The following is a 12,755-nucleotide window of genomic DNA, read 5'->3' as shown; positions in this document are numbered from 1 at the left end:
TTACAGTCTTCTACCTTCTTTTTCTTCCCGGTGATACTTGATAAGATCTTTACTTAGTGCGACAAAACCAATGAGACCTAGCGGAATCATTGCAGCAAATGCAAGGAAGTAAATCGGAGTTGGTCCCGGTTCCAATTTGTATTTTCCTTTAGAGTTCCGGTAAACAGTGATCAGTACAGTATCCCCTTTCCTGATTTCTTTATAGTAAGTATCAAAATCATCATATGTCGTTCCATCGATTTCATAAGTAAACCTTACTTTATATTTTTCTTTTCGGTCTCCCTTATCATCTTTTTCTTTCGTTTGTTCACAACTGTAAACGGTTGCATGAAGCGTTCGAACATCCGTGGAATTCTTAAACTCACTGCTTTCATGCTTCGTATATATCATGCCGCCGATTCCTGCGATAATAATGAAGATACTTAAAATCAAAGCACCGATTGTGGTCTTATGTTCCTCTTTTTCTGATGGGAGTCTAAACATAGAATTCCCTCCTCTCTCTCGAATTACTGTCTGTCGTTCTCGTCAAAGATGTCGCCACATTCCGGACAGAATTTCGGTGGGTGTGTCGGGTCTTCCGGTTCCCATCCACATTTATCACAACGGTAAAGCGGTGCGCCTTCCGGTTTCTTTGCTCCACAGTTCTGGCAGAATTTTCCTTTATTCACTGAACCGCAAGAACAGGTCCATCCTTCTTCCTCTACCGGTTTTGGTGATCCGCATTCCGGACAGAACTTACCGGTTGCTGTGGCTCCGCATTTACATTTCCATGCACCCGGTGCCGGCTGTGGTTCCGGTTTCTTGCTTCCGCATTCCGGACAGAACTTGCCGGTAACAAAGTTTCCGCAGCTGCACTTCCATCCGTCTGCCTGCGTTGCCGGCTGCTGAACGGCTTGTTGTGCAGCCTGCTGCGCCGCCATCTGCTGTGCCTGTTGCTCCTGCTGTTGCTGACCCATTGCAAATAAATTCTGTGCGTTCATACCGCCGCCCTGATTCATTGCCATGCCCATGCCCATGAAGCCTGTCATTGCACCGGCCTGATTACCGGCTGCAGTCTTCATTGCATCAGCCTGTGCTCCGACCAGCGTTGCTGCGGCCATTGTAGGATCACGCATGATTGCTGTACGCTGAGCCTGTTTGATCAGTTCTGCATCTTCATCCGGAAGAGTCACAGATCCAAGTGCAATACTTACAACCTTCAATCCTCGAAGTGCACCCCATTTTTCTGAGAGTGCCGTATTCATCGCATTTTCAAGATCTGTATTATGTGTCACGATCTGATTCGGACGAAGCTCCAGTTCAGACAAATGTCCGAATGCCGGCTGAAGAGCAGAGATAAACTCTGTCTTAAGAGTAGCATCCAGTTCCTCTCTGGAGTATTCCTGCTCCACATTTCCGCAAACATTAGAGTAGAACAAAAGCGGATCGGCAATCTTGTAAGAATAGACACCTGAACAGCGGATCGATACGTCGATATCAAGTCCGATCTTGGAATCCACAACACGGAACGGAACCGGATTCGGCGTTCCGAAGCGATTTTCCAGAATCTCCTTGGTATTAAAATAATAGATTCTCTGATCCTTTCCGGTATCTCCTCCGTAAGTAAAACGTTTTCCTACGGTTTTAAAGGTTTCTTTGATACTCTCTCCAAGGCTGCCTGCAAAAATAGACGGTTCGGAAGAAGTATCATAAGTAAATTCTCCCGGTTCTGCACAGACTTCTACGACCTTGCCCTGTTCTACGATGATCATACACTGTCCGTCTGCTACAGCAATTCCAGAGCCGTTCGAGATAATATTGTCATTTCCTTTGGTGTTCGCTGAACGTCCGGTGACACGTTTTTGTCCTTTTGTAACGAGTACCTCCTTTGGCATCGATTCACAGTAGAAAAATTCCTTCCATTGATCTGCAAAAGTACCTCCAAGAGCACCCATACCTGCTTTAATAAGTCCCATAATATTTTCTCCTTTCCTTTTTGAAATGATCTTCCTCTATGTTATCCGGTTACACCGGAAGAACACGGTTTAATATGCGGCATTCCATGTGTCTGTAAAAACATCATAAATATAAATGAGATTATCACAAACGCCGTAAAGCTGTTCCTGCACAAACTGTTCTCCATTATCAGTTCCTAATACAAAAAGCATACAGCTGCCTCCGTTTATGATCTCTGATTCTCCTGTATACATAAGCTTCATTCCATTTTCCAGTCCCTGCCTGACCTCTCCATACTCCAGCAGGATCTCTGTTGCGATTTCAACCGAACGTTCATCCGGTGTTTCCTCATAGACTGAGAAATCATATACTCCGGCAAGTTCCGCCAGATGGCCGTCCATTAATGAAATCGACGGGTGGAAATCTATGGCATCGCCACCATCTGTCACCGAAACCAGTACATTGGAATAGATCTCACTGAAATTACAACGTAGCACAAGCGCCTCTCCCGGTTTTCCTTCAAATAACGGATGACTCTTATCATCTGCATATTCACCATTTTCCGTGATATCAGAAGGATAGACGGTCACTCTGCCTTTTCCATTTGGCGGAACGATGGCATACAGTTCCTGCCCATCCGCCATGTAACAGGCTGCCTCTGACAAAAACGGATACTCTTTTGTTAAATGATGAAATTCCAGGTAAAATGAAAGATCTGTCATTGTAAATTCACTGTCCACATACCCGAAAAGTGCAACTCCTGCACCACAGCCGTTTTGATTGATCTGCTTTCTGAGAAATGCCAGTTCCGTATCTTCCGTCTCGACGATTTCTGTCTTCCCCGTCTCCTCTTTTTCTTCCTTCTTTTCTTCTTTTTTATCATCCTGTACTTTCACAAGACCGCTTTTATTCTCGCCTTCCACAGGCTTTTGCGGACTGCTCTTATGAGGCAGTCTGCATCCGCATAATAAGCCGGCCTGCAGGATTATCAAACAAAACAGTAATGATATTTTCTTCATATTACATTTCTCCTTGTAAAGACTGAACCTTTTTTCTTTCTCCAAAACGGCAAGAATCATTGTAGTCCAGATAACCATCAGGCTGTCGTTACCGGTCTTAGGAGATTTCATTTTATCGTCCGGAGCCTTCTTCTGTACCGGAGCTACTGCTTTCTTCGCATTATAACTGTTTGTGAAAACAGCTTTTTTCACCTCTCTTTTCTTCTTTCTGTCAGTCGGATATATACGCAGTTTCTTCTCGGTGGTTCTTCCATTTCCTTACATCGCATAAATCTGATCCATCAGATATTCAGCAGTCATGGATCCATAGAAGAACTGGTCGATAAGACCGTTTTTCTTCGCATCCCGAATGTCTTTTGCCGCCTGTTTTTCTGTATTGGAATCCACGATGAAAGCAATTTTACAGTCAGGACACACCCTCTTTACTTCATCCCGAAGCTTCATTCTCTCGCAAAGCTTCCACGGAGTATAGCCCGTCACCTCCATGATAAGAACAAACGGTTTATAAAGCTTACAAAGTTCAACCGTATCTTTTGGAGACTCCGTACGGACTACATCAATCTCATAATCCGATTTTTTGAAGGCAGTCGCTACGGAATCCGCAAACAGAAAATTCTGCATATCAACCACTATTTTTCGCATCGAACCATCCTCCTTTCTTTCAGCGATATATCCGATGTGTCTGCTATATTTCTTTTTTTCTTTAGTCTAACAGAGAAAAATAGCTCTGTCTGTCCTCATAAATGTGGACAAATAAGCATTTTACACAAAAAAATCGCTCTACCTAATAAAAAGCAGAGCAATTTTCACATCTAAATCCTATTTTATTTTCTTCTTATACGTCGAGCTGACTACTTGGTACGACCAGGCGTTTGCTTACCGCCGCAACCATCAGGCGATTGCGGTTTGTGTATCCTGTTTTCTCTAACATCCGGTTGATATAGGTACGAACCGATGATTCTGCCACATGAAGCTTAGCCGCAATCTCGGCATTCGTCTTCCCTTCACACAACAAACGTAAGGTTTCCATTTCCTGATCGGAAAGGTCACAGGAAAGTGCTTTTCCAAGCTGCACAGCCGGCACCTTGTCCGGCCAGAAATTTTTACCTGCAAGTGTCCCTTCGATCACGCTAATAAGATCACCGAAAGGAGAATCCTTATACCAGAAGCTGTCCGCTCCTATTTTCCTTGCACGATCCAGAAATCGTCCTTCTAACATGGAGGTCACCATTACGATCTTGATCCGTGGATAGTATTTTTTGATTGCTTCAGCCGCATCTAATCCATCCGAATCATTTTCTGTACAAATATCCATCACCACCAGGTCAATATGCCCCTCACCACATCTCTGCAATGCTGCATCTGCCCGGGTCAGGGCAGATGCCACTTCACATTCTGTGCTTTTTTCTATGCAAGAGCACAAATACTTACGGGCAAGCATCTGATCTTCAACAATTAGTATTTTTTTCACTTTCATTCCTCCCTACGTGTTAAATCTTAGGAATTTCTATTACCAGAGCAAACTCCGGAAAACTCTGTACGAGCATCCTTCCGCCTTCCGTTTCAATCCGGTGACGCAGATTGGTAAGTCCTCCGCCTTCCCGGATTTCTCTTTCCGGAGGCTGTCCGTTGTTATAGATCATCACGGTATAGCCGGTTTCATTTTCAAAAACATTTGCCTCCAGTTCTGTCGCTCTCGCATATTGAAGGGCATTATTCAGACATACCTGCATAGCAGCATACATCATCTCTGCTGCTTTTCCCGGTGGTTCCTTTCCTTCTATCTGCACAAGGACACCACTGCTTCTTGCACTGGCAAACAATTTCTCTTTTTCTGATAAATGTTCGACCTCCCGAAAAACAATATTCTTCTCCCATTCCCGCAAAACTGTTTCCACATCGATCCCGCCGAAATCTCCGGAAAGATACTGCTTCATTACAATAATACTGGCTGCAAGATTATCATGCATAGCAGATTTTGCCGTCAAAAGTTCTTTCTCCCGGGCAATCTTCTCCACATTTTCAGATAACCTTTGCAGATGTTCTTCATCCTCGGCAAGCCTCTTATTTTCCACAAAAAGCAGTCCGAGCACATGACACAATTCCGTAACATCCGCAGCTGTAAGCTGGATATAGGTTTCTCCATATCGATCCGTTACTTCTGTTTTCTCAAACTGCCATATGGTATTATCCGGAAAACGATAGGTACCCTCCATATTCGAAAGCTGCAGAATTCCTTCCGGGGGGGTCGCAAGTGCCCGCTCAACTTCACCGAGATACTGCATATCACTTTCAAATAAATAATGACTCAGACGATACATCTGCCTGTTGCAAAGAACAATACTTCCTCTGCTGTCAAAAAAGCAGATCGCCGTAGGAAGCTGGTCAAATCCTTCCTTGATACGATTAAACCCAAAGCGCCTCAACCTACGCATTATCCTCTCCTCCTATTGCTGTACGTATCAGTCACAATCCATCCTCCCTGTCGGCCGTTACCTCAGAAGAGATAATTGGGGACAAATCAGCCGCACATTCTACAGACAGATTCATCTCCTGATCGGACACAGAAATAAACAGCGAATGCAGCTCATTTATCGTCATTTCCGTTACCGTTTTTAGCAGTTCGAACAAACGCACAACCTCTTTTGATGCTATCGGTTTTGTGGTTAAATAGACCGCACCACATTCAATTTTGCAGGAATTCATTGCACGTACCAGTTCATCGATCGTCAGCCTGAGTTCCTGCTTTGGAAGCTTTTCGTATTCCTGAGAAAGAAAATACAGATTCGCACTTCGCTTGATATAAGTACCGAGCAACAGAATCTCTTTCATACACGCCTGCATTACCTCAGGTTTTGCATTCTTACACTGTTCAAGAAGTTCCTTTATCCTCCTCGTCTGGGTTTTGTGTTTTTCTTCCAGTTCATCATAAATACGGTTCTTTTCCGTTAGTTCGTATAGCTCCTTCTGCACAAGATAAGCATCCTTTAATTTCTTTTTGTTATTCTCTCTTTTTCTTTTATTCTCATCAAGCTGCTTGCGAAGCTTGGTAAGGTGCTGCAAGTTATCTCCCCAGATGACAAAACCATCTTTAATCGGTGCCGAAGAGATGCGCATTCCATCCGGATAAACGATACTCTTCCCATCTTTTGGACATACCATATCCTCTCCTGCTGTGCGGGAACGAAGCAAAATCCGCCCATTTTGATCTGCAATGCAGGAGGCAAGCGTTGTCGCCTCATATAACTCGACATACCCTGTGTTTGACTGTATCATACGGCAATGGATACAGCTTTCGTATATTGCAGCATAAAAGAGACAAAACATTACATTCATATCTCCAAAAACATCACGGATGACCTGAAATCCCAAAAGATAAAGTGCTCCATACAAGAGCATCACGCAGCTCAAAACAAAAGGCATCATTCTCCGCTTTCCAATACTTGGAAGCCTTGTTTTTTTCAGCAGCTGAAATACTGAAAAAAATACACAGCCTATCGTCCATCCAACACTCACAAAATAAAGCGGACGATGGAAAAAGACTTTGTTATCCGGCACCCCCGGAATTCCGCTCGCAAACGAAAATACTTGCTGGTGGAAATCATTTGTGATAACAGCCAGAAACAATGCTGTCGGAATCAGCGATAACAACCAGCTTTTTCTGGAAAGCTGATAATCTTCGGATTTTCCCAGAAAAATTGCAGTATATGCACCAAGCAGCGGAATAAAAAGAATCGGCAGGTAATAAAGATACCACAAATAACGTGCCACGGTCAGATCTGTAACCACCTCATATTTCAAAGTACGCAAAGTCAACCAGATAAGCATCAGAACATCCATCAAGCGAAGACAGTGCAGCACCGGTTTCTGAATAATCCGCTGATCCAGAGAATACCCCCACAAGACAAATAATAATAAATACAATGCGGCACGCACATAGCTTGGATAGTTCCCTCCTATATCAAACCATGCCAGCAGCCGGCAGGAATATGCTGCTATGATTATCGCAAAAACAAAAAACATCAAATAAAGCTGTCTGGTGTTCCTTTTCACGAGTTCCTCCCTCTCGCCCGGCTCATCACCTCCGGGCATTTTTATCACCTATAGTATAGTATAAGCTTCCTTTTGGCGCAACTGCTTCCCCCGGATTAAAAAATAAAAGTATCGCCCATATCCCTTGATACCGTCAACGCAAAAATTACATCTCCGCCCCTTCAGGACACCATACCACCGAGCATTCCGCCTGCTCCACAGAGGATCCAGGCGATCATCATCTGCATTCCACCCTGCACGCTCCGGTAGATCCCTGCTGAAATTGCAAGCAGTAGCAGAAAATAGAGCATTCCAAGCATAAATCCCCTCAGGAATTTCCTTGTCTTCCCCATTTTTCCCATGGCAAATCCACCGGCAAATGTGGAAATTATGTAAACCGCAAGGATCCCGATCCGGACTGTTTTCTCGCTTAAGTCAAACTTATACAGTCCAAAAGACAGCCCGAGCAGCATCAGCATCGTAAGAAAGTAAGAAAGCATCAGTGCTTTCACAAGTCTTGTAAAACAGATATTTCCAAACAGCTTTTTTTCCATAAGAACCCCTCCTGTCCTTTTATACTATGAGAGATTCTTATGAAATATTCCTTTACTGTTCCATCTGTCGTCCCAGAAATCCTGCTGCGCAGAGTATCATCTTCTGTTCCAACTCACCGGGTTTTTTCCTGCCGTCCTTTGCCAGGATCACGACAGAACCGATCGCATCTCCGGCGCAGATGATCGGACTTATCACCTGCCATTTCAGTTCTGCATTCTGTCCCGACACGATGACCGTGAACTTCCGATCCATAGAGGATGCCAGAAACTGCTCCCTTCTTGCGATCACTTCCGCAAGCTGTCTTGTGATCAGCTGTTCCTGAAATTCTTTCTTCCCCGGTCCTGCTGCTGCGATCACCTGATCTGTATCTGTGATACACACCAGATATCCAAGCGTCTGTGCCAGACTTTCCGCATATTGGTCTGCAAAATTTCCCATTTCCCCAAGCGGTGAGTATTTTTTGAGAATGATTTCTCCTTCCCGGTCGGTGAAAATTTCAAGTGCATCACCCTCACGGATACGTAGCGTGCGCCTGATTTCCTTCGGAACGACAATTCTGCCAAGATCATCGATCCGGCGGACAATTCCTGTAGCTTTCATATTGATTCTATTCCTCCTGTGTTCCACATATTTTCCATATTTTATTCGATATGGGTAGTATGTGGAAAAACGCAGAATTTTATTACTCCGTATCCCTGAAATCTTTATTTATAATATCTTTCTTCGATCATATCCAGAAAATCCCGGTTTAAATAGTCTTCCATCTTTTTAAATGTTTCTTCGTTGCGGATCAGTCTTCCCGGCTCCTGATATTCTACCCACGCCATTGCACACCATGTAATTCCCCTGAGACACGTGATCGGAATAAAAATGTTCAGACGTTCTTCGATTCCACTCACATCAAATCTGCCATTTACCGCCTGGATATATTTTCTTGTAAAATCAGCCATCTCTTCTTCTGTCAGAATCAAATCTGTTTTCCAGAAAGTTGTCGTCGGTGCAAGGAAATGCCCCAGATCCTGAACCGGATCACCATAAAGCGGCTTTTCCCAGTCAACCAGATAATTGTCTTTTCCTGCGCCATTCATCAGGAAATTTCCTGAATTCAGCTCTGTGTTAATACAGCATCTGTATCCACTATAATCCCGGATCTCATTGATCTTCTCCTGTCCCAGCTCCAGAAGACGCCGGATCTGTACTTTTTTCTTTTCTTCTCCCAGATCAGACTCGTAGTATGTCTGCACCATCTGATTACATTCATCCAGAATCGCCTGCAGTGGATTCGATGGCGATATCAGTCCATCCGTTTCTTTTACCGGAACACTGTGGATATCCGCAAGACATTCTGCCGCTTCCATCAGATTCTTCCGATAATCCAGTGCACTCCCTTCCAGAAACTCCATAACCATCACACCATACGGCAGTTCCTTCTTACTTCCATCTACAAAAACCGGCACTGGCGTCCGTCCTGAATCTGCCAGAAGCTCCAATGCATGATATTCGTATTCAATCTGATTTTCCAGATGCATCTGGCTTCCTGTATTGACACGAAGCACCAGTTTCTTTCCGGTCAGTGGGTGTACGAACCAGTAGTTGATATTATATTCGCCCTGTGCCAGTGGCTGATAGGTAATCTGAATTTCCTTCTGCTCTTCTTTCCCGATTCCGATTCCTTCCAGATAATGTTCTGTCTGTACATATTCTTTTAATCCCTGAATTCTTTCCATCTTATTCTCCCAGCCTTCCCCACTTTTTATCTTTTTCACTCATTCTGTATGGCACATCAAGCTCTGGCCATGCAACGTTGATCGTCGGATCGTTCCAGGCAATCCCGCCCTCATCATCCGGATGATAAAAATCCGTACATTTGTAGCAGAATTCTGCCTGGTCGCTCAGCACCAGAAATCCATGCGCAAATCCTTCCGGAATGTAAAACTGCTTTTTATTCTCTTCCGACAGTTCAATTCCATACCATTTTCCATAGGTGGCACTTCCTTTCCGGATATCCACCGCCACATCAAATACGGTTCCCCGAATCACCCGGACTAGCTTTCCCTGCGGATATTTCTTCTGAAAATGAAGTCCTCTCAGCACTGCTTTTCCAGAACCGGACTGATTATCCTGTACAAACTTCATCGTAAGTCCGGCTTCCTCCATATCCTTCTGATTATAAGTTTCCATAAAATATCCACGCTGATCACCATGCACCGACGGTTCGATCACGCAGAGTCCTTCGATTCCACCTGCATTTTTTTCTACCTTTATCTGTCCCATTTTCCTTTTATCCTTTTCTCTCTGCAAGAACTTCCTGCAAATATCTCTCCAGCGCATTCTTCCAGACCGGCAGTGGCTGAAATCCTTCTTCACAGATCCTTTTTCTGTCAAGTCTGCTGTTAAACGGTCTTGCTGCTTTTGAAATTCCGTATTCTGCTGTCGTAACCGGAATCACTTTTACATCTGCATATTCTTTTTCACCAAGCTTCACAGCCTGTGCGAAGATTTCTTTTGCAAAATCATACCAGCTGACATATTCTCCTTCATTAGTCACATGATAGATTCCATATCGCTTTGTCATCGACAGATTTGCAAGAAATTTTGCAAGATCTGCTGTGTAAGTCGGCGTTCCAATCTGATCACATACCACTCGAAGTTCTTTCCGTCTTTTCCCCTGCTCCAGCATGGTCTTCACGAAATTATTCCCGTTTTTCCCGAATACCCAAGCGATTCGCACAATAAAATACTCTTTCAGTTCTGCTTTCACTGTCTGTTCACCCTGTAATTTCGTTTCACCGTATCGGTTCAGCGGCGAAAACTCCTCACAATCCGGTTCCCACGGTCTGCTCCCCTGTCCACCAAACACATAGTCTGTACTGATATAAACCATTTTAGCATGAATTTTCTGGCAGGCGGATGCAAGATTTGATGTGCCCTTTCCATTAACTTCCCATACTTTTTCATAGTTTTCCGGCTCTTCTGCCGCATCCACCGCCGTCCACGCCGCACAGTGAATCACAATATCCGGTCTGAGCTTTTTCATTACTGCCTCGACTTCGTTTCTGTCTGTGATATCCATCTTCACATAACGACCTGCTGTTTTTCTCTTTTTGCTGCCGCTTCCCGTCACTTCATATCCCCGGTTTTCCAGTTCACGTACAACATCCTTTCCAAGCTGCCCGGCAGCACCCGTCACCAAAAACTTTAGCATTTTATTTTCATTTCCTTTTCTACGATCGGTCTCCACCACTCCTGATGATTCAGATACCAGTTGATTGTTTTCTTAATTCCTTCTGCAAAAGAAGTTTCCGGAAGCCAGCCAAGCTCTCTATGGATCTTTGACGGATCGATTGCATATCTTCTGTCATGCCCTTTCCGATCCTCCACATAAGTAATCAGCTCTTCCGGCTTTCCAAGCTCCCTGCAGATCAGCTTCACAATATCAATATTCTTCATCTCGTTATGCCCGCCGACATTGTAAATTTCCCCTTCTTTTCCGTGACGCAGGATCAGATCGATTGCTCGGCAGTGATCCTTTACATAAAGCCAGTCACGGACATTTTTCCCATCACCATAGACCGGAAGCGGCCGGTCATGAAGCGCTTCGACGATCATCAGCGGAATCAGCTTTTCCGGCAGATGATATGGTCCATAGTTGTTGGAACAACGGCTGATTGTAACCGGAAGTCCATACGTTCTGTGATAGGACTGTACCAGAAGATCTGCCGCTGCCTTGGATGCACTGTACGGACTGCTCGTATGGATTGGTGTCTCTTCTGTAAAAAACAGATCCGGCCGTTCAAGCGGAAGATCCCCATACACCTCATCCGTAGAAACCTGATGATAACGCCAGATTCCATATTTCCGGCACGCATCCATCAACACTGCCGTTCCCTTTATATTGGTATCCAGAAAGACTTCCGGATTTTCAATCGACCGGTCCACATGACTTTCCGCTGCAAAGTTAACTACTATATCCGGGTGTTCTTCCTCAAACAGCCGGTATACAGTCACCCGATCCGTCACAGATGCTTTCACAAAACGGAACGCTGGATTTTTCATTGCTACTTCCAGGGTTGACATATGCCCTGCATAAGTCAGTGCATCCAGACAGATGATTTGATCCTCCGAATGCTTTTCCATCATATAATAAATAAAGTTGCTGCCAATAAATCCGGCGCCGCCGGTAACAATGATTTTCATAAACTCTCTCCCCTGTCTAAAACAGATTCTCTCTGAACTTTCCTTCTGCTACGTCATGCAAATATTGTCCATACTGATTCTGTCTGTATTTTTCACAGACTTCCAGCAGTGCGTTTCTGGAAATCCAGCCATTCATATAGGCAATTTCTTCCAGACATCCAATTTTCCGGTGCTGATGAGTCTCTACCGTCTTCACAAAATTGGTCGCATCTGTCAGACTCTCATGGGTGCCCGCATCCAGCCAGGTAAAGCCCTGACCCAGAAGCTCTACCCGAAGTCTTCCCTGTTCCAGATAGATCCGGTTAAGATCCGTGATCTCCAGCTCCCCGCGTCTGCTTGGTTTTAACTGTCCTGCATAATCGCTCACCCGGTTATCATAAAAATACAGACCTGTCACACAGTAATTACTTTTCGGATGTTCGGGTTTTTCCTCAATGGAAACCGCCTTGCCCTTTTCATCAAATTCCACGATACCAAACCGTTTCGGATCATCCACATAATATCCAAATATGGTTGCACCGTCTCCTCTCTCCGCTGCTTTTACCGCTTCTAAAAGACGTTTCTTAAGCCCATGCCCGGCAAACAGATTATCCCCCAGGATCATTGCCGCCGCATCATTGCCAATAAATTCTTTTCCTATTATGAACGCCTGCGCAAGACCTTCCGGTCTTTCCTGCACCGCATAGGTTAATTCGATGCCGAACTGATGCCCGTCCCCGAAAAGTTCTTCAAATCTCGGTGTATCCTGTGGTGTACTGATAATCAGGATCTCCCGAATTCCTGCACTCATAAGAACTGACAACGGATAGTAGATCATCGGCTTGTCATACACAGGTAAAAGCTGCTTGGATGTCACCATCGTAAGTGGATAGAGCCGGGTTCCTGATCCGCCTGCCAAAATAATTCCTTTCATTTTCATATCCCCGTTTTTCATTTTTATCTTTTTATTCTACCACGAAACAGCAGTTAGTTTAATGAAATCTCTCAATTATACCTATAGATTTTATCTATTTCATT

At 44.4% G+C, this 12,755-nt stretch carries 14 protein-coding genes; all 14 read right to left on the bottom strand.

Going from position 1 to position 12,755, the window contains the following annotated elements; translation table 11 throughout:
• Window positions 1–483, bottom strand: coding sequence for a DUF3592 domain-containing protein (locus NQ556_RS05305; RefSeq protein ID WP_008369672.1), 483 nt, complete (start codon window positions 481–483; stop codon window positions 1–3).
• Window positions 484–506: 23 nt separating this feature from the next.
• Complete coding sequence (locus NQ556_RS05300; protein WP_008369674.1) at window positions 507–1,955, bottom strand: SPFH domain-containing protein; 1,449 nt, start codon at window positions 1,953–1,955, stop codon at window positions 507–509.
• Window positions 1,956–2,024: 69 nt separating this feature from the next.
• Window positions 2,025–3,146 carry a hypothetical protein gene (locus tag NQ556_RS05295; RefSeq protein WP_008369676.1) on the bottom strand — a complete coding sequence of 374 codons (1,122 nt, stop codon included), beginning with the start codon at window positions 3,144–3,146 and terminating at the stop codon, window positions 2,025–2,027.
• 66 nt (window positions 3,147–3,212) lie between these two features.
• On the bottom strand, window positions 3,213–3,596 hold the full coding sequence (locus NQ556_RS05290) for a hypothetical protein (protein WP_008369677.1): 384 nt from the start codon (window positions 3,594–3,596) through the stop codon (window positions 3,213–3,215).
• Between the two features lie 193 nt (window positions 3,597–3,789).
• Window positions 3,790–4,431, bottom strand: coding sequence for a response regulator transcription factor (locus NQ556_RS05285; RefSeq protein WP_008369680.1), 642 nt, complete (start codon window positions 4,429–4,431; stop codon window positions 3,790–3,792).
• 13 nt (window positions 4,432–4,444) lie between these two features.
• Window positions 4,445–5,389 (bottom strand): sensor histidine kinase, encoded by a 945-nt coding sequence (locus tag NQ556_RS05280; RefSeq protein ID WP_008369682.1) that lies wholly within the window; start codon window positions 5,387–5,389, stop codon window positions 4,445–4,447.
• 31 nt (window positions 5,390–5,420) lie between these two features.
• Window positions 5,421–7,007, bottom strand: coding sequence for a histidine kinase N-terminal 7TM domain-containing protein (locus tag NQ556_RS05275; protein WP_243426638.1), 1,587 nt, complete (start codon window positions 7,005–7,007; stop codon window positions 5,421–5,423).
• 161 nt (window positions 7,008–7,168) lie between these two features.
• Window positions 7,169–7,540 (bottom strand): TIGR04086 family membrane protein, encoded by a 372-nt coding sequence (locus tag NQ556_RS05270; RefSeq protein WP_008369690.1) that lies wholly within the window; start codon window positions 7,538–7,540, stop codon window positions 7,169–7,171.
• Window positions 7,541–7,592: 52 nt separating this feature from the next.
• Entirely contained in the window at window positions 7,593–8,141 is a 549-nt protein-coding gene (gene spoVT, locus NQ556_RS05265; protein WP_279381010.1) for a stage V sporulation protein T, read from the bottom strand.
• Between the two features lie 104 nt (window positions 8,142–8,245).
• On the bottom strand, window positions 8,246–9,268 hold the full coding sequence (locus tag NQ556_RS05260; protein WP_195368012.1) for an aminoglycoside phosphotransferase family protein: 1,023 nt from the start codon (window positions 9,266–9,268) through the stop codon (window positions 8,246–8,248).
• Between the two features lies 1 nt (window position 9,269).
• On the bottom strand, window positions 9,270–9,815 hold the full coding sequence (gene rfbC, locus NQ556_RS05255) for a dTDP-4-dehydrorhamnose 3,5-epimerase (protein WP_044998736.1): 546 nt from the start codon (window positions 9,813–9,815) through the stop codon (window positions 9,270–9,272).
• A gap of 7 nt (window positions 9,816–9,822) precedes the next feature.
• Window positions 9,823–10,746, bottom strand: a complete 924-nt coding sequence (rfbD, locus tag NQ556_RS05250; protein WP_008369700.1) for a dTDP-4-dehydrorhamnose reductase — start codon at window positions 10,744–10,746, stop codon at window positions 9,823–9,825.
• Window positions 10,740–11,738: a dTDP-glucose 4,6-dehydratase gene (rfbB, locus tag NQ556_RS05245; protein WP_008369702.1), complete on the bottom strand. Its 999-nt coding sequence runs from the start codon at window positions 11,736–11,738 to the stop codon at window positions 10,740–10,742. Before rfbB ends, rfbD begins: the two co-directional genes overlap by 7 nt.
• Before the next feature lie 16 nt (window positions 11,739–11,754).
• Window positions 11,755–12,651 (bottom strand): glucose-1-phosphate thymidylyltransferase RfbA, encoded by an 897-nt coding sequence (gene rfbA / locus NQ556_RS05240; RefSeq protein WP_044998608.1) that lies wholly within the window; start codon window positions 12,649–12,651, stop codon window positions 11,755–11,757.
• Between the last annotated feature and the right edge of the window lie 104 nt (window positions 12,652–12,755).

Origin of the sequence: Coprococcus comes ATCC 27758, assembly GCF_025149785.1 — a bacterium.
Taxonomy (GTDB): domain Bacteria; phylum Bacillota; class Clostridia; order Lachnospirales; family Lachnospiraceae; genus Allocoprococcus; species Allocoprococcus comes.
This window is presented reverse-complemented; position numbering and strand designations above follow the sequence as displayed.

Coding starts and splice junctions, on each gene's coding strand:
- NQ556_RS05270 (WP_008369690.1), bottom strand. CDS start 7,540: ATGGAAAAAAAGCTGTTTGGAAATATCTGTTTTACAAGACTTGTGAAA.
- spoVT (WP_279381010.1), bottom strand. CDS start 8,141: ATGAAAGCTACAGGAATTGTCCGCCGGATCGATGATCTTGGCAGAATT.
- NQ556_RS05290 (WP_008369677.1), bottom strand. CDS start 3,596: ATGCGAAAAATAGTGGTTGATATGCAGAATTTTCTGTTTGCGGATTCC.
- NQ556_RS05300 (WP_008369674.1), bottom strand. CDS start 1,955: ATGGGACTTATTAAAGCAGGTATGGGTGCTCTTGGAGGTACTTTTGCA.
- rfbB (WP_008369702.1), bottom strand. CDS start 11,738: ATGAAAATCATTGTTACCGGCGGCGCCGGATTTATTGGCAGCAACTTT.
- rfbD (WP_008369700.1), bottom strand. CDS start 10,746: ATGCTAAAGTTTTTGGTGACGGGTGCTGCCGGGCAGCTTGGAAAGGAT.
- NQ556_RS05305 (WP_008369672.1), bottom strand. CDS start 483: ATGTTTAGACTCCCATCAGAAAAAGAGGAACATAAGACCACAATCGGT.
- rfbA (WP_044998608.1), bottom strand. CDS start 12,651: ATGAAAGGAATTATTTTGGCAGGCGGATCAGGAACCCGGCTCTATCCA.
- NQ556_RS05260 (WP_195368012.1), bottom strand. CDS start 9,268: ATGGAAAGAATTCAGGGATTAAAAGAATATGTACAGACAGAACATTAT.
- NQ556_RS05285 (WP_008369680.1), bottom strand. CDS start 4,431: ATGAAAGTGAAAAAAATACTAATTGTTGAAGATCAGATGCTTGCCCGT.
- rfbC (WP_044998736.1), bottom strand. CDS start 9,815: ATGGGACAGATAAAGGTAGAAAAAAATGCAGGTGGAATCGAAGGACTC.
- NQ556_RS05280 (WP_008369682.1), bottom strand. CDS start 5,389: ATGCGTAGGTTGAGGCGCTTTGGGTTTAATCGTATCAAGGAAGGATTT.